The organism is Pseudomonas sp. UBA4617 (assembly GCF_002386445.1).
Lineage (GTDB): Bacteria > Pseudomonadota > Gammaproteobacteria > Pseudomonadales > Pseudomonadaceae > Aquipseudomonas.
In genome coordinates this window covers 96,323-116,517 of the sequence record NZ_DGIR01000054.1, presented here as the reverse complement: position 1 = coordinate 116,517, position 20,195 = coordinate 96,323, and the positions used below count along the sequence as shown (strand labels likewise).

The 20,195-nt window shown below is 63.6% G+C and carries 17 protein-coding genes and 1 tRNA gene; 12 read left to right on the top strand and 6 right to left on the bottom strand.

Annotation, left to right across the window (positions count from 1 at the left end; genetic code table 11):
* Positions 1-5: 5 nt before the first annotated feature.
* The 3 genes from B4L76_RS22920 to B4L76_RS22910 all read right to left on the bottom strand — a co-directional run bounded on the left by B4L76_RS22920 (position 6) and on the right by B4L76_RS22910 (position 2,624).
* Positions 6-443 (bottom strand): CBS domain-containing protein, encoded by a 438-nt coding sequence (locus B4L76_RS22920; RefSeq protein ID WP_296235359.1) that lies wholly within the window; start codon positions 441-443, stop codon positions 6-8.
* 216 nt (positions 444-659) lie between these two features.
* Positions 660-2,390 (bottom strand): dipeptidase, encoded by a 1,731-nt coding sequence (locus B4L76_RS22915; RefSeq protein ID WP_296235358.1) that lies wholly within the window; start codon positions 2,388-2,390, stop codon positions 660-662.
* A gap of 157 nt (positions 2,391-2,547) precedes the next feature.
* Positions 2,548-2,624 (bottom strand) — tRNA-Arg (locus B4L76_RS22910).
* 217 nt (positions 2,625-2,841) lie between these two features.
* Between B4L76_RS22910 and B4L76_RS22905 the strand changes: the two genes are divergently transcribed.
* The 8 genes from B4L76_RS22905 to B4L76_RS22870 all read left to right on the top strand — a co-directional run bounded on the left by B4L76_RS22905 (position 2,842) and on the right by B4L76_RS22870 (position 10,103).
* Complete coding sequence (locus B4L76_RS22905; protein WP_296235357.1) at positions 2,842-3,591, top strand: GntR family transcriptional regulator; 750 nt, start codon at positions 2,842-2,844, stop codon at positions 3,589-3,591.
* Entirely contained in the window at positions 3,588-5,360 is a 1,773-nt protein-coding gene (locus B4L76_RS22900) for a fumarate reductase/succinate dehydrogenase flavoprotein subunit (protein ID WP_296235356.1), read from the top strand. Before B4L76_RS22905 ends, B4L76_RS22900 begins: the two co-directional genes overlap by 4 nt.
* 79 nt (positions 5,361-5,439) lie before the next feature.
* The gene (locus tag B4L76_RS22895; RefSeq protein ID WP_011531611.1) at positions 5,440-5,685 is read left to right on the top strand and encodes a 4Fe-4S dicluster domain-containing protein; all 246 of its coding nucleotides are present in this window, start codon (positions 5,440-5,442) and stop codon (positions 5,683-5,685) included.
* A 128-nt stretch (positions 5,686-5,813) separates the two neighbouring features.
* Positions 5,814-7,220: an ABC transporter substrate-binding protein gene (locus B4L76_RS22890; protein ID WP_296235355.1), complete on the top strand. Its 1,407-nt coding sequence runs from the start codon at positions 5,814-5,816 to the stop codon at positions 7,218-7,220.
* 15 nt (positions 7,221-7,235) lie between these two features.
* Positions 7,236-8,018, top strand: a complete 783-nt coding sequence (locus B4L76_RS22885; protein ID WP_296235354.1) for an ABC transporter permease — start codon at positions 7,236-7,238, stop codon at positions 8,016-8,018.
* Positions 8,018-8,866: an ABC transporter ATP-binding protein gene (locus B4L76_RS22880; RefSeq protein ID WP_296235353.1), complete on the top strand. Its 849-nt coding sequence runs from the start codon at positions 8,018-8,020 to the stop codon at positions 8,864-8,866. Before B4L76_RS22885 ends, B4L76_RS22880 begins: the two co-directional genes overlap by 1 nt.
* Positions 8,863-9,828 (top strand): HEAT repeat domain-containing protein, encoded by a 966-nt coding sequence (locus B4L76_RS22875; protein WP_296235352.1) that lies wholly within the window; start codon positions 8,863-8,865, stop codon positions 9,826-9,828. Before B4L76_RS22880 ends, B4L76_RS22875 begins: the two co-directional genes overlap by 4 nt.
* A complete protein-coding gene (locus tag B4L76_RS22870; RefSeq protein ID WP_296235351.1) occupies positions 9,828-10,103 on the top strand; it encodes a DUF971 domain-containing protein in 276 nt (91 codons plus the stop codon). Before B4L76_RS22875 ends, B4L76_RS22870 begins: the two co-directional genes overlap by 1 nt.
* A 100-nt stretch (positions 10,104-10,203) precedes the next feature.
* Here B4L76_RS22870 and B4L76_RS22865 read toward each other — a convergent pair whose 3' ends face one another.
* Positions 10,204-11,067, bottom strand: coding sequence for an ABC transporter ATP-binding protein (locus tag B4L76_RS22865; RefSeq protein ID WP_296235350.1), 864 nt, complete (start codon positions 11,065-11,067; stop codon positions 10,204-10,206).
* On the bottom strand, positions 11,064-12,545 hold the full coding sequence (locus B4L76_RS22860; RefSeq protein ID WP_414707271.1) for an ABC transporter permease: 1,482 nt from the start codon (positions 12,543-12,545) through the stop codon (positions 11,064-11,066). The genes B4L76_RS22865 and B4L76_RS22860 overlap by 4 nt, the downstream gene beginning before the upstream one ends.
* A 404-nt stretch (positions 12,546-12,949) precedes the next feature.
* Here B4L76_RS22860 and B4L76_RS22855 point away from each other — a divergent pair, with 404 nt between their 5' ends.
* Positions 12,950-13,987: an ABC transporter substrate-binding protein gene (locus B4L76_RS22855; RefSeq protein WP_296235348.1), complete on the top strand. Its 1,038-nt coding sequence runs from the start codon at positions 12,950-12,952 to the stop codon at positions 13,985-13,987.
* A 37-nt stretch (positions 13,988-14,024) separates the two neighbouring features.
* Positions 14,025-14,930: a TauD/TfdA dioxygenase family protein gene (locus B4L76_RS22850; RefSeq protein WP_296235347.1), complete on the top strand. Its 906-nt coding sequence runs from the start codon at positions 14,025-14,027 to the stop codon at positions 14,928-14,930.
* A 105-nt stretch (positions 14,931-15,035) separates the two neighbouring features.
* On the opposite strand, the gene B4L76_RS22845 is transcribed toward B4L76_RS22850, so the two are convergent.
* Positions 15,036-15,950: a LysR family transcriptional regulator gene (locus B4L76_RS22845; RefSeq protein WP_296235346.1), complete on the bottom strand. Its 915-nt coding sequence runs from the start codon at positions 15,948-15,950 to the stop codon at positions 15,036-15,038.
* A gap of 191 nt (positions 15,951-16,141) precedes the next feature.
* Here B4L76_RS22845 and B4L76_RS22840 point away from each other — a divergent pair, with 191 nt between their 5' ends.
* Positions 16,142-18,478, top strand: coding sequence for a TonB-dependent receptor (locus B4L76_RS22840; RefSeq protein WP_296235345.1), 2,337 nt, complete (start codon positions 16,142-16,144; stop codon positions 18,476-18,478).
* A gap of 17 nt (positions 18,479-18,495) precedes the next feature.
* Positions 18,496-20,172 carry an aryl-sulfate sulfotransferase gene (locus B4L76_RS22835; protein WP_296235344.1) on the top strand — a complete coding sequence of 559 codons (1,677 nt, stop codon included), beginning with the start codon at positions 18,496-18,498 and terminating at the stop codon, positions 20,170-20,172.
* Positions 20,173-20,195: the final 23 nt, after the last annotated feature.

Genomic DNA, 20,195 nt, shown 5'->3' with positions numbered 1-20,195 from the left:
GGTATTCATTCGCCGCGGATGTACTGTTCCAGCTGCAGGATCAGGCGGGCCTGTTCGGCGATGGTTTCCTTGACCAGGTCACCGATCGACAGCAGGCCGAGCAGTTCGCCATTGCTGACCACCGGCAGGTGGCGCAGGTGGCGGTTGGTCATCAGGTTCATGCAGTACTCGAGGTTCTGCTTCGGCTCAACGGTGACCACCGGAGCGCTCATGATTTCGCGCACCGGCGTGGCAGCGGAAGAGCGGCCCCTGAGCACCAGTTTGCGCGCATAGTCCCGTTCACTGATGATACCCACCACCTGGTTGCCCTCGACCACGGGCAGCGCACCGACGTTTTTCTCCGCCAGCATTTTCAGGGCGTCGAGTACCGAGTCATCCGGGCCGATGGTGTAAACGGTCTGGTGCTGGGACTTGGTCTTGAGGATTTGTTCGACGGTCTTCATACGAGCCTCTGCGGGTGGAAAAGCCATGTCTCGGAGTAAATAAAGCATCCGGCACTGCGCTCTGCACGGCAATGCAGGAAACGGCATGGAGTCGATTGAAAAACGTCATGAATGTGCTCTGCCTGTACCGCCCCTCGAGGGCAAGCGCGCTGCCACAGGTAGCGGCGGGGCATCCTGTGGCGGCGGGCGTGCCCGCGAAGAGGCCGGTACTGCCAATCAGAGCTTCGGCATCTGCCCGATTCGCGCAACCATCTCGCTCACCACCTGCAGGTCCAGCATGAACTGTTCCACGGTCTTGAACTCGTTGTCGTTGTGCCCGGTGTATTTCACGTCCGGCATGGCCAGGCCGAACTGCACGCCGTTGGGCAGGTCGTGCACCGAGGTTGCCCCTGCCGAGGTACCGAACTCGTGCTTCATGCCCAGGTTCTCGGTGGCGACATCAAGCAGGGCCTTGACCCATTCGCCCTCGGGGTTGCGGTACATCGGCTCGTCCAGGCTGTAGTCGAAGGCCACCGAGGTGTGGCTTTGCCGGGTCCATTTGCCCAGCTTGTCGGCCAGCTCGTCCTTGATCGTGGCGATCGGCTTGCCTTTGGGGATGCGCAGGTTCACGGCCAGTTTCAGGCCTTTGTCATCAACCCCGACAAAAGTCAGCGAAGCCGTCAACGGGCCCATGAATGGGTCCTTGAAGGCCACGCCAAGCTTGTTGCCGAGGTAGTCCAGGCCCCAGTTGTCGGCGGCGTAGCGGGCGGCATCGGTGAAGTGGTTGTGCTTGATTGGCACCTGCTGGCCGAGGCCATTGATGAAATCAAGCATGCGCGCCACTGGGTTCACCCCGGATTCCGGCTCCGAAGAGTGGGCAGAAACGCCGGTCACCGTCAGCACCACGGTGTCGCCTTCGGGCTTGGCGTCGATGCTGAAATCGCCGCCATGCTGCTTCACGTACTTGGTGCCGGCCTGCTGCAGATGCTTGGCAAGCTGTGCCGGGTTATCGGAGACCAGTGTCGCCACCGAGGTGGTCGGAATCTGGTTGGTGGCCAGGCCGCCGGTCAGGTTGACGATTTCCGCACCCTTGCCCGTGCCCGGGCGCTTGCTGAAGCTGGCCATGATCGTGCCGTAGCCTTTCTCGGCGATCACCACCGGATAGCCGCCGTCGAGCGCCAGGTTGTAGTCCGGCGTGGGGTTGCGTTCGAAATAGTACGGGATGGCATCGCCGCTGGTTTCTTCGGTGGTATCGATCAGCAGCTTGAACTGCCGGGCCAGTGGCAGGTTTTCGTCCTTGGCCACTTTCAGTGCGTACATCGCCACGACAATGCCGTTCTTGTCGTCTTCAGTACCGCGCCCATACATGCGGTCTCCGACCAGGGTCACCTTGAACGGGTCCAGGCGCGTGCCATCGGCCAGCTTCCAGTTGTCCGGGTTGACCGGTACCACGTCGGCGTGGGCGTGAATGCCGACCACTTCCTTGCCACTGCCCAGCGAAATCTCGTACACCCGGTTGTCGATGTTGCGGAAGGCCAGGCCGAAGCTCTCGGCAAGGGCCTTTATCCTGTCGGCAATCTTGAGGAACTCGGGGTTCTCGTGCTGCGGTATGCCTGCGACATTGAAGGTCGGGATAGCCACCAGTTCACGCAGGGTTTCGCTGGCGGCCTTGCCGTACTTGATGCGGGTATACAGGCCGAGCAGGCGGTTGATGTCGTTCTGTTGCTCGGCTGCCAGTGGCTTGCCGGCCAGGTAGGCATCCAGCGTTGCCTCGAGATTGTCGGCCTTGGCCAGATCATTGCCCTTGAGCTTGCCGAGGAACTGCTTGAAGTCGCTTGGGTCGCTGCCGTCGAAGGCTTTGACGATGGCAGCGGACTGCTGCTGGGTAAGGTTGGCCTGGGCCGGCAGGGTGAAAAGACCGATGCTGGCTAGCAGCAGGGCGGTGGCGGTAAGTTTTTTCAGGTGCATGGTTGTGCGCATTCCTTCGCCAATCATTGTGTGGGTAACCCGTCGGGAACGGGAAGATGTCCACGCTAACACCAATGAACGGTGGTACGGGAGTGCCAGAAGCGCGACATGGCGCACAAACGAAAAAGCCCGCGCTAGGGCGGGCTTTTGAAGTAGATGGCGCACTCGGCGGGATTCGAACCCACGACCCCTGCCTTCGGAGGGCAGTACTCTATCCAGCTGAGCTACGAGTGCAACGCGCACGCATGATACCCATCTGTGCCGATGGCGTCCATCGCCTTGATCTGTAGCTGTTTTTCCTTCTTCAGGCCGGAGGGGCCAGACACGCCGGCGCAAGCCACTGCAAATCCATCTAACCATATGCGATATCAGTATTTGCCTGTCGAGTCTTATACCCTCTAGGCTCTGGTCACAACTTGTTATAACAAGTCATCGATCAGCGAAGAGACCCATGGCCGAATTGCTTCCCCTGTCCCCGGTACCGCTCTATACCCAGTTAAAGGAACTGCTGCGCGAGCGCATCCTTGACGGCACCTATCCGTCGCACAGCCGCATGCCCTCCGAAAGCGAGCTGGGCAAGGCGTTCAATGTCAGCCGCATTACCGTGCGTCAGGCGCTCGGCGACCTGCAGAAAGAAGGGCTGATCTTCAAGATCCACGGTAAAGGCACCTTCGTCGCCAAGCCCAAGGCGTTCCAGAACGTCAGCACACTGCAGGGCCTGGGCGAGTCGTTGACGCAGATGGGTTACGAAGTGATCAACCGCCTGCGCAGCTTCCGTCATGTGCCCGCCAGTGCCATGGTGGCGGCGCGCCTGCAGGTCGAGGAAGGCAGCCTGGTCACCGAGATCCACCGCGTGCGGCTGATCAACCGCGAGCCAGTGTCCCTGGAACTGACCTGGTTGCCCAAGGCCGTTGGCGAAAAACTGGAAAAGGCCGATCTGGTCACCCGTGACATTTTCCTGCTGCTGGAAAACGACTGCGGCATCGCGCTCGGCCACGCCGACCTGGCGATCGATGCGGTGCTGGCCGACAGCGACCTGACCCAGGCGCTGGAGGTGGAAGAGGGTTCGCCAATCATGCGTATCGAGCGTCTGACCCACGCCGCCGATGGCACACCCCTGGACTTCGAACACCTGTATTACCGCGGCGATGCCTTCCAGTACCGCCTGCGCATCGACCGCCAGAAGGGGAGCAAGGCATGAGTATCCAGACCCAGGACTACGACATCATCGTCATCGGCGGTGGCACTGCCGGGCCGATGGCGGCGATCAAGGCCAAGGAGCAAGACAAGCACTTGCGCGTGCTGCTGCTGGACAAAGCCAACGTCAAGCGCAGCGGTGCCATCAGCATGGGTATGGATGGCCTGAACAACGCCATCATTCCCGGCCACGCCACCCCCGAGCAATACACCAAGGAAATCACCGTGGCCAATGACGGCATCGTCAACCAGGCCACGGTCTATGCCTACGCGACCCACAGTTTCCAGACCATCGAGCAGCTCGACCGCTGGGGCGTGAAGTTCGAGAAGGACGAAACCGGTGACTACGCGGTGAAGAAGGTTCACCACATGGGCGCCTACGTGCTGCCGATGCCCGAAGGGCACGATATCAAGAAGGTACTGTACCGCCAGCTCAAGCGCGCCCGGGTGGAGATCAGCAACCGCATGGTCTGCACCCGTGTGTTGCTCGATGGCGAAGGGGCGGCGGCGGGTGTCCTCGGCTTCGACTGCCGCAGCGGCGAGTTCCGCGTGGTGCGGGCCAAGGCGGTGATTCTCGCCTGCGGGGCCGCCGGGCGCCTGGGGTTGCCGTCGTCCGGCTACCTGATGGGGACCTACGAGAACCCGACCAACGCGGGTGACGGTTACGCCATGGCTTACCATGCCGGCGCCGAGCTGGCCAACCTCGAGTGCTTCCAGATCAACCCGTTGATCAAGGACTACAACGGCCCGGCCTGTGCCTATGTCACCGGCCCGCTGGGTGGCTATACCGCCAATAGCAAGGGCGAGCGCTTCATCGAGTGCGATTACTGGAGCGGGCAGATGATGTGGGAGTTTCACCAGGAACTCGAAGGTGGCAACGGCCCGGTGTTCCTCAAGCTCGACCACCTGGCCGAGGAGACCATCCAGACCATCGAAGACATCCTGCACAGCAACGAGCGCCCCAGCCGTGGCCAGTTCCATGCCGGGCGCGGCACTGACTACCGCCAGCACATGGTTGAAATGCACATCTCCGAGATCGGCTTCTGTTCCGGGCATTCGGCATCGGGAGTGTGGGTCAACGAAAAGGCCGAGACCAGCGTCAAGGGCCTGTATGCCGCCGGCGACATGGCCGCAGTGCCGCATAACTACATGCTCGGTGCTTTCACCTATGGCTGGTTTGCCGGGGTGAATGCCGCAAAGTTTGTGGCCGGGCGCGAGTTGGCCGAGGTCGATATGGCGCAGGTCGAACGTGAGCGGGCGCGGGTATTCGCCCCCCTGCAGCGCGAACATGGCCTGCCGCCGGCCCAGGTCGAGTACAAGCTGCGGCGCATGGTCAACGATTACCTGCAGCCGCCGAAGGTGACCAGGAAGATGGAGATCGGCCTGGCGCGCTTCGCCGAAATCGAGCGCGACCTGGCGCAGATGAAAGCCAGCAACCCGCATGAGTTGATGCGTGCGATGGAGGTCTCGGTTATTCGAGACTGCGCCGAAATGGCTGCCCGGGCCTCCCTGTTCCGCGAGGAAAGTCGCTGGGGCCTTTATCACCACCGGGTGGACTTCCCCGAACGCAACGATGGCGAATGGTTCTGCCATTGCCACCTGAAAAAGGGCGGTAACGGTGAAATGACCAGCTTCAGGAAAGCGGTCGAGCCGTACCTGATTGCCGTGGATGCTGAAGAGCAGGCCGCCTACGACCGCTTGCGAGTCAAGGCCGACGTGGAAGCGGGCTTGCCCACCAACATCGGTGAAGCTGCCACGCACTGCGTCGCCTGATCGCGCGCCAGCCCGCGCCCATAGAGAAGGTGCAAACCTCCGTAGAAACGAGGGCCAACGGCCCCGAGGACCCCGTGAAATGGCTTATCAGCCACAGGATATTTTCTTCCGCAGCAGTGCGCCGGTGACCATCGATGAAGACAAGTGCATTGCCGAAAAAGGCTGCACGGTGTGCGTCGAGGTTTGCCCCATGGACTTGCTGGCCATCAACCCGGCGACGCAAAAGGCGTACATGGCCTTCGACGAATGCTGGTACTGCATGCCCTGCGAGAAGGACTGCCCCACCGGCGCGGTCAAGGTCGATATTCCCTACCTGCTGCGCTGAGCCAGCCAGGCAACCCAGCCATCCGGAATACCCCCGGACGCCCACCTGCAATGCCCCTCGTTTCCCACCACCCAAGCCCGGTGGCGGAGACGATGCCAGAACTCAAAACGATTCGAGGGGAGACACCCATGCGCCTTGTAGCAACTGTGGCCGGCCTCGCGCTGGCGTTCGCCGGCCTGCATGCCAGCGCCGAAACCATCCGCATCGCCATCGGCACCCAGGACACCACCATCAACTGCGCTACCGGCGGGCTGCTGATTCGCGAACTGGGCCTGCTCGACAAGTACCTGCCGCACGACGGCAAGTACAAGGATGCCAAGTACCAGATCGAATGGAAGAACTTCACCAGCGGGGCACCACTGACCAACGAAATGGTCGCCGGCAAACTGGATTTCGGTGCCATGGCTGACTTTCCCGGCTCGTTCAATGGTGTCGCCCACTTGGAGGCCGGCAAGCGCAGCCTGTTCATCAGCGTACTGTCGGGCAGCGTGCATGGCAGCGGCAACGGCATTGTCGTGCCGGCGTCGTCAGCCGTGCAGTCGCTGGGCGAGCTCAAGGGCAAGACCATTTCCGTGCCGTTCGCCTCCACCGCCCACGGCATGTTGCTGCGCGCCGTTGCGGCACAGGGCTGGGACCCGCAGAAGGACCTGCGCATCATTGCCCAGGCCCCGGAAATAGCCGGCTCTGCATTGCGCAGCAACCGCATCGATGCGCATGCCGACTTCGTGCCGTTCGCCGAACTGTTTCCCAACCGCGGCTTCGCACGCAAGATCTACGATGGCGCCCAGGCGAATGCCCCGACCCTGCACGGCGCCCTGGTCGATGCCGACTATGCGCAGCAATACCCCGAGGTGGTTACCGCCTACCTGCGCGCCAGCCTTGAGGCTGACCGCCTGATTGCCGCCGAGCCGGAGAAGTACAGCGAGTTGATCGAGCAGGTCACCGGCATCGAAGCCGAGGTCAACTACCTGTTCCATGGCCCACTTGGCCTGCAGACCCGCGACCTGACCTGGAAGCCTGAGTACCGCAACGCCGTAGCAACGTCGATCGAAACCCTCAAGCTGCTGAAGAAGACCAACCGCGGCCTGGACACCGCCAGCTTCATCGATGACCGCTACATCCGTGCTGCCTTCAGCCAGGCCGGCCTGGACTACGACAAGGCACTGCACAACTACGAGCCACTGCCGCTCGTGGCCAACGATGCGCTCACCGGCAAGCCGATCACCGACTTCAGCCGCTTGGCGCAGATCTGGGTGCGCGGTGAAGCCAAGGTCCGCCATTACGCTTCGCCGGAAGCCGCCCTTGGCGACCTGGCCCAGCTTGAGCAGGAAGGCAAGGATGTTCGCGCCATCTACGCCCAGGCTGCAGACAGTGGTATCAAGTTGCTGGCCAATCAGGCCTGGTTCGTGCGCAACGGCAAGGGCGAACTGACGGCGTTCCTGCTCAAGGACCAGGCCGAGCAGTACGCCAAGGTCCATGGCGGTGAGGCGCTGGACTTCGTCAGCGCCAACCAGAAGCTGGTCGCCCAGCGCTGATCGGGAGGCATGAGCATGATCCACGATCTCAAGCGCTGGCCGTTGCGCCTGGTTTCGCTGCTGGCCTGCCTGCTGTTCTGGCAGCTGGCAGCCAGCGTGAAACTTGACCTTGGCCTGTTGACGTTCACTTATGTCCCGGCGCCCGGGGCAGTGCTCGAAGCAGGCTGGCAGTTGCTCGCCTCCAGCGCGCTGCTGGCTCATCTCACCAGCAGCCTGACGCGGGTGCTGGTCGGGTATGCCGCTGCGGTGCTGCTGGGGGTGACCCTGGGGCTGCTGATCGGTCGCTCCCGATGGGCCGAAGACACTCTGCTGCCACCGCTCGAAGTGCTGCGGCCGATTCCTGCGGTGGCGTGGATCCCGCTGGCGATCCTGATGTTCCCTTCGGCGGAACTGTCGATGGTGTTCATCACCTTCACTGGCGCGCTGTTCCCGATCCTGCTCAATACCGTGCATGGCGTCGAGGCCGTCGACCGGCGCCTGGTCGCGTCGGCGCGCAGCCTGGGTGCCGGGCGTGGGGCGATTCTGCGCGAAGTGGTACTGCCCGGCGCGCTGCCGAGCATCTTCACCGGGCTGGCCATCGGCATGGGCACCTCGTGGTTCTGCCTGGTCACTGCCGAAATGATTTCCGGGCAGTTTGGCATCGGCTACTACACCTGGGAGTCGTACACCTTGCAGAACTACCCGGACATCATCGTCGGCATGCTGCTGATCGGTGTGCTCGGCATGGGCAGCAGCGCCCTGGTCAAGTGCCTTGGGGCGTTTGTCACCCCTTGGTATCGCACCGGGAGGGCCGGCTGATGAACCGTTATCACCAGCCCGGGCGGGTCGACGGGCATGCGCTATCGATCCGTCTGGGGCAGGGCCGCGAGGCGTTCGAGGCGGTGCAATGTGTGGATCTGGCGGTGGAAGCTGGCGAATTCGTCTGCATTCTCGGGCCTTCCGGTTGTGGCAAGTCGACCTTGCTTGGCGCGCTGGCCGGGCACCTGATACCCAGTACTGGCCGGTTGAGCCTGGACGGCCAGCCCATCTCCGGGCCTTCGCCACAGCGTGGCATGGTGTTCCAGCAGCACACCCTGCTGCCCTGGCGCAACGTCCTCGACAACGTCGCCTTTGGCCTGAAGATGCAAGGCCTGGGCAAGGCCGAACGCCATCGAAAGGCGGCTGAATTGCTGCAACTGGTGGGCCTGGCCGAGTTTGCCGGGCGTTGGCCCAGCCAACTGTCGGGGGGCATGCAACAACGGGCCGAGATTGCCCGGGTACTGATCAACCGCCCGCGGCTGCTGCTGATGGACGAGCCGTTCGGTGCGCTCGACGCGCAAACCCGGTCGCGCATGCAGGAGCTGCTGCTGGACATCTGGGCGCGCATCCGTACCACGGTGGTGTTCGTCACCCATGACATCGACGAGGCGCTGTTCCTGGCCGACCGCATCCTGGTGATGAGCCCACGCCCCGGGCGTTTCATCGAGGACCTGCGTCTGGACTTCCCGCGCCCGCGCCGCACCAGCCTGCTGACCAGCCCTGAATTCACCCACTTGAAGCGTCACTGCCTGGCCCTGTTGCGCCACGAAGATGGGCGCGAATTGCCGCGCCTGACCCCGCTGGGCTTGCCAGCCAACGACCACCCGCCGCTACGGATCGCGCTATGACTCGAACAAGCACCGATAATCCCGACATTCTCGAACTGCTGCCGCGCCTGGAGGCTGCCGACCCGGGCGTGCGCCATATTGCCTTGATCGCGCTGGCCGACCTTGAGGTCCCAGAAGCCCTGCCGTGGCTCACCGATGCGCTGCTGGTCGATAGCGCAGATGAGGTGCGCGCCGAGGCGGCGCGCCTGCTTGAAGCCTGGGAACAGCCGCAGGTGGTGCAGGCTCTGTGTGCCGCGCTGGCCGACAGCGCAGAGACGGTGCGCCTTGCCGCGGCGCAGAGCCTTGGCGAGCTGAAGAGCGCCGCCGCCGGGCGGTTGATCCTGCCATGGGCCAGCCATGCTGACCCGTTTGTCCGCGCCAGCGCCTTGCGTGCGTTGCGTGAAATACGCCTGGAAGACGCAGCGGTCCCGGCATTGCTGGCGCTGACTGACCCGGACGCTGCCGTGCGCCGCGAGGCTGTCGGGATCCTCGGGTGGCTCAAGCATGAGCCTGCACTGCCAGCACTGGCCGAGTTGGCCGGGCATGAGCCTGATACCGAGGTGCGGCGCGCGGCCATTGGCGCGCTGGGCTTGGCCCGTGATGCGCAGGTGTTGCCAACGTTGTTAGGCGCATTGCATGACCCGGCCTGGCAGGTGCGCGAGGAGGCGGCGACCACACTGGGCAAGGTGGGCTACTCCCAGGCCGGCCCGGCGCTTGAGGCTGCGCTGGGCGATGGCTTCTGGCAAGTGCGCTTGCGTGCCGCCCGTGCGTTGGGCCGACTGCGTCATGCCGAGGCGCTGGATGCCCTGGCAGACCTGCTTGGCCATGCCGTGGCCAACCTGCGCAAGGAAGCTGCGCTGGCGCTGGGTGAACTGGGCCAGGGTCGTGCCCTGGCGGCGTTGCAGGCAGCCGAGCACGACAGTGACCCGGAAGTGCGCAAGGCGGTGCGCATTGCCCAGGCGCAGTTGCGCGGTGTGGTTTGATGGACAGCCCCTGCGCAATCTGCAACCAGCGCGAGGCGCGGCAGCTGATCGTGCGCTGGCCGGGCGCCGAGCAGGCCATCAGCCATCGCCGTTTGCGCGGCGCCTGTCCCTGTTCGCAATGCCGCGCCGCGCGTTTGCGCGGAGGCATCAGCCTGGTGCCAGATGATGTGCGGGTGGAGCGCATCGAGCCGCAGGGTTATGGCGTGCAACTGCTGTTCAGCGATGGCCACGAACGCGGCATCTACCCCTGGGCGTACTTGCGCAGCCTGGGGTGAATGGCGGCGCGGGATGGAGGCCGATGCCTTCGGCCACAGCCTCGCCTGGGTCACAGCCGGTGAGGCCAGTGCCGCCCATGATCGCGGCTGCGGACTGAGCCTAGAGCGCGATCAGCTCTGGCCGCAACCCTTCTACCCGGGGCGTTGGCGGCGGCAGCTGGCCACCGTCGCCGGTGATCTGATGCAGTACTTTTTCGCGCAGGCTGTGCAGGGCCACGCCGGAGCGCAAGCGCGGGTGCGGCAGGCCGACCTCTACTACCGATTTGATCCGCCCCGGGCGTGGTTCCAGTACCACGACCCGGTCGGCCAGGTAGGTGGCTTCCTCGGCGTCATGGGTGACCAGCAGAATGGTGATACCGGCCCGCTCGCGAATGGCCAACAGCTCGTCCTGCAGTTGCTGGCGGGTCAGGGCATCCAGCGCGCCGAACGGCTCGTCGAGCAGCAGAATGCGTGGGCTGGCCACCAGGCCGCGGGCAATCGCCACGCGCTGGGCCATACCGCCGGACAGCTGGTGCGGGTAAGCCGCTTCGAAGCCGACCAGGCCCACCAGCTGTACGAACTCGTGCACACGCCGGGCGCGCTCACCCTGGGTAAGCGCTTCGTTGACCAGCCCCAGGGCAATGTTCTGCTCCACGCTCAGCCACGGAAACAGCCGATGTTCCTGGAACACGATGCCGCGTTCGCCATCGATGCCGCTGACCGCCTGGCCGTCGACTCGGATGCTGCCGCTGTAGTCGGTATCCAGCCCCACCAGCAGGCGCAGCAGGGTGGACTTGCCACAGCCCGAGGCGCCGACGATGGCGATGAATTCGCCCTGGTTGATCGACAGGTTGAAGTTGCGGATCGCCTCGAACGGTTGGCCATCGACACTGAATACCTTGCCGACCCCCTCGAAGCTGACCAAGGGCGGCGTGGCGTCGGGCTGGTTGGCTGCGTGCAGGTGCGAGGTGTTGAAGGCGTTCATGCGGTTCTCCAGCGCGTGGCGCGCGACTCGAAACGTTGTCCAAGGGTGCCCAGCAGCGCACCGACCAGGCCGATCAGCAGCATTGCGCCCATCACCTGGTCCATGCGGAACAGTTGCTGGGCACCGATCATCAGGCTGGCGATGCCCCCGTCCGAGGGCATGAAATATTCAGCGCCGATGGTGCCCAGCCAGGCGTAGATAAGCGACAGGCGCAGGCCGGCGAAAATCGCCGGGGCCGCGCCGGGCAGCACCAGCAGGCGCAAGCGTTGCCAAAGGTTCAGGCGCAGGGTGCGGGCGGCTTCGCCCAGCTGCGGCGAAAGGCTGGCGATACCACGTTGGGTGGCTATCAGCAGCGGGAAGAACGCGGCCATGCCGACAAACACGTGCTTGGCTGCCTCGCCCAGGCCGAACCAGGCGGTCAGCAGAGGTACCCAGGCAAACAGCGCCACCTGGCGCAACGCCGACAGGCTGGGCCCGAAGATGCGCTCGGCAGGGCGGGACAATCCCAGCAGCAAACCGGCCAGCAAACCAGCGCCGCCCCCCATCAGCAGGCCGGTCAGGGTGCGCTGCAGGCTCAGCAGCAGAGCTTGCGGCAGCGAACCATCGGCCAGGCCGGCCAGCAGGGCGTGCAACACCTCAAGCGGTGACGTCAGGATGTTCGGGTCAACCCAGCCAAGGCTGTTGCTGGCCTGCCACAGCACCAGCAACGCCAGCGGCAGCAGCAGGCTTTGCCAGCCACGCGGCAGCGGCCCGCGCTGTTGTTCGCCAGTGGCCGTTTGCGGCCAGTACAGCAGGCGTTTTTCCACAGCCGAAAAACCGCGCTCCAGCATGGCGCCAACCAGGCCGATCACCAGGATGCACAGCAGCACCAGGTCGAGCATGAACAGTTGCCGTCCCCACACCATGAGGTAGCCAATACCTTCGCTGGACGCCAGCAGTTCGACTGCCAGCAGCGAAGTCCAGCCAGTGGCCAGGGCCAGTCGCACACCGGTGAGAAAGGCCGGCAGGGCGGCTGGCAACAACAGGCGCCGGAACAACAGGTGACGGGGCAGGCGCAGGGCAGCAGCGGCCTCGCGCAGTTTGGGCTGGGCATCGCGCACACCGACCAAGGTGTGCAAGGTGACCGGGACGACCACGGCCTTCACCAGCACGACCAACTTGAGCAACTCGCCGATGCCGAAGAACAGCATGAACAACGGAATCCAGGCCAGGGTAGGGATCTGGGCCAGCGCGACGAAGGTTGGCAGCACCAGCGTCTGCGCTTGTCGCGAAGCACCCAGCCAAACCCCCAGCAGCAACCCGCTGGCAATGCCGACAGCCAATCCGCAGAACAGTCGTTGCAGGCTTATCCACAGGTGCCCCCAGAGTTCGCCGGAGCCAAACTCCAACGCGCTCTGCCACACCAGCGTCGGCCCCGGCAGGATCTGCTCGCTCATCCAGTGCTGCCGGGTGGCTGCCACCCACAGCAAAACAACCATCGCAGGCGCCAGGTAGGCGAGGCCTTTGCTGGAGCGGCCTTGTATCGCGATACGGCCGCGCAACGGCCCCAGAAGCCAACCTCGACCTCTGCTCAGAACTCCATTCATGGGCATCTCTCGAAGCGTTGTTAATTTATTCACTTATGGAATTAAAAAATCCAACAAGCGACCTTCAAGAGATAAGAGCATGTGACACAGGCGTTCGGAAGCCCCTACCCGTTGCGTTTTCCTCATATTTTCCATGCGCTTTGCGCAAGCGACCGGCAGACCCGCACAACGCCTGCTTTATGCAATTCAGTTAGTTAAAAATGAAGTTTTTGTCTTTGTAGGTTCTAACCAGACCTGCCTAGCTTCTGGCCCAAGCGCCGGCCATCGCCGCTGGCAGCCTGCCAAGGAGCCTTGTCATGAAAATCCCATTACGCCACCTGGCCACCGCCCTTGGGCTGGCTTTTACCCTCGGTACCCACGCGGCTGAGCCTGCCAAGCCCGAAAGCATTCGCATCGCCGTGCCCGACCTGAGCGCGGGTAGCAAGCCCAGCGCTGGCGGCGTGGTCGATGTACTGCGTGACCAGCAGCTGCTGGAGAAAGAGTTCGCCAAGGACGGCATCCGCGTCGACTGGCACTTCTTCAAAGGGGCGGGCCCTGTCATCAACGAGGCCTTGGCCAACGGCCAGGCCGATTTCGCCTACCTGGGCGATCTGGCCGCGATCGTCGGCAAAGCCAATGGCCTGGACACCCATGTGCTGTCGGCTGGCGTGCGTGGCGTGAAGAGCTACCTGGGCGTGGTACCCGGTTCCGGCATCAAGACCCTGCACGACCTCAAGGGTAAGCGCGTGGCGGTGTTCCGCGGCACCGCCAATCAGCTGTCGTTCGCCAGCGCCCTGGCCAGCCAGGGCCTGACCGAGCGCGACCTGAAAGTGATCAACCTGGACTTCAACGCCGCCAACGCGGCATTGGCCGCCAGGCAGGTCGACGCCACCTGGGGCCTTTCCAGCCTGCTGTCGTTACGTGAACGCGGGCTGGTCGAGCTGCCGATCAGCTCCCGTGATCTGCAAGGCGCCGGGAGTACCCAGGCAGTGCTGTTGGGCACGGGCGATTTCATCCGCCAATACCCGGAGCTGGTCCAGCGCCTGGTCAACGCCCAGCAGCAGGCCAGTAGCTGGCTGCGTGACGAGCACAACCGCGAGGCCTATGTCGAGCTGGTGGCCGCCAATGCCAACTGGCCGCGCAGCATCCTGCGTGATGACCTTGCCCAGGAAGACCTCGCCCATTACTTCGACCCACGGCTGGACGCCGACTTCGTTGGCCAGTTGCAGCAAGGCGTTGATCTGGCCGCCAAGGAACGTCTGATCCGCCGTGGTTTCCAGGTAGCCGAATGGATCGAGCCACGCTTTCTCGATGCTGCCCTGAAACAGCAGCAGGCCGTGCAGGCCGCCCGCTGAATTCTCACCCCCGACCATGACTGCAAGGACCTAGACCATGAGCAACGCTGCACTGGCCACCGCGCCACAATCCCTCCAACTCGACCTCCATCCGGTTGCCGGCCGCATCGGTGCCGAAATCCGTGGCGTGCAATTGTCTGCCGACCTTGATGCCGCCACCGTTGATGCCATCCAGGCCGCCCTTGTGAAGCACAAGGTGATCTTCTTCCGCGGCCAGACCCAGCTGGATGACCAGAGCCAGGAAGCCTTTGCCAAGTTGCTCGGCGAGCCGGTTGCCCACCCCACCGTGCCGGTGGTCGACGGTACCAGCTACCTGTTGCAGCTCGATGGTGCCGAAGGCCAGCGGGCCAATTCCTGGCACACCGACGTGACTTTCGTCGACGCCTACCCCAAGGCCTCGATCCTGCGCAGCGTGGTGGCGCCTGCCTCGGGCGGTGACACGGTGTGGGCCAACACCGCCGCTGCCTATCAGGAACTGCCGGAGCCGCTGCGCGAACTCGCCGACAAGCTGTGGGCGGTGCACAGCAACGAATATGACTATGCCACGGTAAAGCCCGACGTGGACCCGGCCAAGCTCGAGCGTTATCGCAAGGTGTTCACTTCTACCGTTTACGAGACCGAGCACCCGGTGGTCCGCGTGCACCCGATCAGTGGCGAGCGGGTGTTGCAGCTGGGGCATTTCGTGAAGCGCATCAAGGGATATTCGCTGGCCGATTCGCAGCACCTGTTCGCGTTGCTGCAAGGGCATGTGACACGCCTGGAGAACACCGTACGCTGGCGCTGGCAGGCGGGGGACGTGGCAATCTGGGACAACCGGGCGACGCAGCATTATGCGGTGGACGATTACGGCACCCAGCCGAGGGTGGTACGCCGGGTCACTCTCGCCGGCGAGGTGCCGGTGAGTGTCGATGGCCAATTGAGTCGGACTACGCGTAAAGGCTGATGTCGCCGGGGCCGCTTTGCGGCCCTTTCGTCGGCAGGCCGGCTCCCACGGGAATAGCGCCAACGCTATCGGGCTGAAGCCGGCTTGCCGCTGATTGAGAGCGACCTACAGTTCGGTATCACAGGTAATCAAGTGCCTGACCAGCCCCTGCGCCAAGGGCGACAAGCCATACCCCACTCGGCTCACCACGCCATAACGGGTATAGAACGCCTCGTCCTGCTCCGGCTTGAGCCCGGCCAGTTGCAACGCTACCAACCCGCCCTCGCGCTGATACGGCCGCAGATTGGCATTGCAGGCAATGCCGATGGTGTTCGAATGCATCACCACGTTCAGCAGCGCATAACCATGCTCGCACTCCACTGACGGCAGGAAATCCTGTCGCCCGCTGAGGTCGCTGAGAATCTTGCGAATATTCGGCGGGCGCAAGGTGGTAGCCAGCGGGTAGTCGAACAGGTCCCGGGGCCGCACGCTATCTCGCTCGGTCAGCGGGTGCCCGGTGCGGCAGCAGAAGTGCCAGCGCTGTGGCGTCAGCTTGTGTACCTGGTAGTCCGGGTCGGACTCGAACTGGCGGGTGTCGGCAACGAAGAACTCGATCTCCTCGGCTACCAGCTTGCGGTTCAGTGCCTGCCAGTTATCCACCTGGAAACAGGTGCGCGCCGCCGGGTACTCGGCGACGAAGCGCGCCACTGCGCGCGGCACCAGGTCCCCGGCTGGCGCCGGGCCGGAACCGAAACGCACTACACCTGTGGTGGCGCCGTTGAACTGGTGAATCTCGTTGACCAGGTTATGCGCGCCATGCACCAGCCGCCGCGAATGCTCCAGCACCAGCAGGCCCTGGCGGGTCGGTGCCAGTTCCTTGCTGGCCCGGTCGACCAGGCGGCAGCCGATGTTGTGTTCCAGGGTCTGGATGCTTCGGCTGAACGCCGACTGCGAGAGGTTAACCGCAGCCGCCGCAGCGACGAAGCTGCGGTGCTCGACGAGGGCAATGTAGTGGCGCAACTGACGGAGATCGATATGCATTTTTTACATTGAAACTTTCGGTCGAATGCAATTGCTGACAAGGGTTAGCCCCCTTATAAAGGGCGTTACTTATTCCACAAAATATGAATTCAAAATATTTATATTTCTTAAAAGAATATAAGCCCGATTGACCGCGATTCGGTTCCGCCAACGGAAATGCTCGCCAGGGCCTCGCCTCAAGGAGCATTTGCATGTCCCGATTTTCCCGTTGGCCTGCGCGCGCGTCGCGTTTCACCTTGCAACCCCTGGCCGCCGGCGTGTTGCTGGCGGCGTCCAGCGGCAGCTTCGCAGAAGAGCCGGTTACTGCCACCCCCGCACTCGAGCAGGAGGCCAAGCTCGGCACTGTCACGGTCAATGCCCGCCGTCGCGAAGAAACCGCGCAGAGCGTACCCGCGCCGATCAGTGTGCTCGACAGCGAAACCCTGGAAACCCAGCGCATCTACCGCGTGCAAGATCTGCAACAGCTGGTGCCCAGTACCAACGTCGCCTATGTACATGCGCGCCAGTCGAGCATTTCGATCCGTGGCCTGGGCAACAACCCGGCCAGTGACGGCCTGGAGGGCAGCGTCGGCATCTACCTCGATAACGTCTATCTCGGCCGCCCGGGCATGGCGGTGTTCGACCTGCTCGACGTCGAGCAACTGGAGGTGCTGCGTGGCCCGCAAGGCACGCTGTTCGGCAAGAACACCACGGCCGGCGTGCTCAACATCACCACGCGCAAGCCGACCTTCCATCGCGAGGGCAGCCTCCAGCAATCCATAGGCGAAGACGGCTACCTGCAGACCCAGGGCAGCTTCTCGGGGCCGATCAGCGAAACCCTGGCCGGGCGCATCAGCGCCTACCGGACTGAAGACGACGGTTACGTGAAGAACGTCCATGACGGCGAAGACCTCAACGGCGGCAAGCGCCAGGGCTTTCGTACCCAGTTGCTGTTCCAGCCCAGCGACACCTTCAACCTGCGCTGGATCGGCGAGTACAACGAAGAAGATTCGGACAACGGCATCCTCAGCCTGTACAGCGCCGGGCCGACTATCAATGGCGTCAACCGCTACGAAAGCCTGGCCGCGCAGGCGGGCGCGACACTGGTATCGGGCAAGGATCGCAAGGTCAATTTCGACGCCGACCAGCAGGTGACGGTGTTCCAGGGCGGTACCTCGGTCGAGGCCAACTGGACCCTGCCCAACGACTTCACCCTGACCTCGATCACTGCCTACCGTTGGTGGGACTTCACGCCGCGCAACGACGACGGCCTCGATGTACCGGTGTTCTACAGTGCCGGGGTGTCGGTGCGTGACAAACAGTATTCCCAGGAAATCCGCCTGGCTTCGCCCACCGGTGGTGCCTTCGACTACGTGCTGGGCGCCTATTACTTCAAGCAGGACCTGGACAACAAGTCCTTCACCTACTACGGGCCGCAGGCGGATATCTGGAACATCACTCCGGCCGGGGCCCTGGCCAATGTCGACACCATCGGCAACGGCCACATCGATACCGACAGTTACGCCTTGTTTGCCCAAGGCACCTGGCACATCACCGAGCGCCTGGACTTCACCGCCGGCGTCCGCGGTACCTATGAAGAAAAGAGTGCCTGGGTGACACGTGATGCACCGGCCGGCGGCGCAGCCGTGACCGGTGCTGCCGCTGCCGCGCGCCAGGCCAGGGTAGGGGCTTATGACTCGGGCGACCTCAACCAGTACAGCTTCAGCCCCTCTGGCCTGCTTGGCCTGAGCTACCGCTTCAACGAGCAATTGCTGGGCTACGCGACCCTGACCCACGGCGAGAAGTCCGGGGGTATCAACCTGACCGTTGGTGCAGCGCCACGGCTGGGCACCGATTCCCTGCTGGTTGGCACCGAGCGGGTCAACAACGCCGAGGTCGGCTTGAAAAGCACGCTGTTCGACGATCGCCTGCAACTCAATGCCAACCTGTTCTGGGCCGAAGTGCATGGCTACCAGGCCAACGTCTACGACCAGGTCAACCGCGTGCAGTACCTGGCCAACGCCGGCAGCGTGCGTTCGCGTGGCCTGGAGTTCGAAGCCACGGCGTTGCCGCTTCGTGGGCTCACGGTCAACTTCAACGGCTCGTGGAACGACGTGCGCTACACCGAGTATGAGGACGCGCCATGCCCACCCGAGGTCAGCCTGGCCAATGCCACCGCCACCTGCGACCTTTCAGGCCACCAGGTGGTGGGTGCCTCCAAGTACATCGCCAACCTCAACACCCAGTACAAGTGGCAGGCCACCGACCATGTCGAGCCGTACGTCACTGCCAGCTACGCCTTCCGCTCGAAGGCGGTTGGCACCATCGATGATTCCGATTTCGGCCAGATCCCCAGCTATGCACTGGTCAACCTTTCCGCCGGTGTGCGCCTGGACCAGGGCGATGGCGTGGTCGACCTGTCGCTGTGGGTAAAGAACGCCGGCGACAAGACCTACTTCACCAGCCTGTGGAACTCCGCCAACGGTGGCTACGCCGGGGTGCTCGGTACCCCGCGCACGTTTGGTGCCACCGCCCGTTACGACTTCTGAGCACAAGGAGCTTTGCCATGAATGCCAAGACCGAAACCCCCGCGTTGCCTGAAGGCGCCTGCCTGACTGCCAAGGTGCCCGAACCTGACGAGGCGCTGCTCGGCGACGTGGTGGTCAACCCGTACCGCCTGGCGCCGCTGACCGCGATCATCCGCGACGGCGGGCGGAGCCTGAGTGCCGCCCATGTGCGCGTGCTGGGGCGCGGTGAACGCGGCGTGGACATCGCCTACGAGGTGTCCGACCGATCGTTGTGGACCTATGGCGGTATCCCGGTATTCGGCCTGTACCCGGATCACGTCAACCAGGTAGAAGTGACTTACAAGCTCGATGGCGAACGTATTCGCGAGCACTACCAGATCTACGCCCCGGCGGTACGCTTGCCGGTGGTGGCGAAGCAGACCGCAGCATTGCCGGAAGTGGAGCCGATCAAGGTGGCGCCAGGGTTCGAAAAGCGTCTGTACCTGTTCAACCACCTGCTCGGTGACATCCCTGGTGGACGCGCCTTCAAGTGGAATGCCTTGGGCGGCGCGGCGGAATGGGACCAGGTGGGCAACAACTGGATCGCCGACAGTAACGGTGACGTGCGCTGGTACCTGGACATCGAGCAGATCCACGACTCCAACCGCCGTGATGGGCTGGGCGGCACCATGGGCTTCCAGCAGACCCGCGACGGCAAGCTGATCTGGGGCCAGGGCCAGACCTATTCCAAGTACGACCTGCTGGGCCGGCGCATCTGGCAACGCAGCCTCCCCGACAAGTTCGCCGACTTCTCACACGAAATCCGCGAGACAGCCAACGGCACCTACCTGCTGCGGGTGGGCACCAGCGACTACCGCCGGCCTGATGGCAAGCGCGTGCGTTCGATCCGCGACCACATCATCGAAGTCAACGAAGCCGGTGACGTGCTGGACTTCTGGGACCTCAACCAGATCCTCGACCCGTACCGTGGTGACCTCCTCGAAACCCTGGGCAAGGCAGCGCTCCAGTTGCCGCAAGGCGTGCAGAAGCAGGACGAGCGGCTGGCCAACGAGCTGGCCGAAGGCGACTTGCCATTTGGCGACATCCCGGGGGTTGGGACCGGGCGCAACTGGGCGCACGTCAATGCCATCGATTACGACGCCGATGACGACAGCATCATCGTTTCAGCGCGTCATCAGGGCGTGGTCAAGATTGGCCGCGACAAGCAAGTGAAGTGGATCCTCGCCTCGCCCCAGGGATGGCCTGAGCGCCTGCGCAAGAAAGTACTCACCCCAGTCGCGACCGAAGGCTTCGACTGGTCGTGGACGCAGCACACCGCCTGGCTGACCGGCAAAGGCACGCTGACCGTGTTCGACAATGGCTGGGGCCGGGGCTTTGCGCCAACCAGGCTGTCGGGTAACTACAGCCGGGCGGTGGAGTACCGCATCGACGAGTCCAGGGGCACCGTCGAGCAGCTGTGGGAGTACGGCAAGGCGCGCGGCGACGAGTGGTACAGCCCGGTGACCTCGGTGGTGGCTTACCGGCCGGAGACTGACACCCAGTTCATCTACTCGGCTTCGGTGAATTTCCTCACGCCCGAGAAGCTGACCACCACAGTGCTCAACGAAGTACGTCGAGGAACTCAGGAAGTGCTGGTGGAGCTCAAGGTACACAGCCGGCAGCCGGGTTCCGTCGGTTACCGGGCGCTGGTGATCGATCTGGCCAAGGCGTTCTGAGCTTTATGGGTCTGACGTGGATG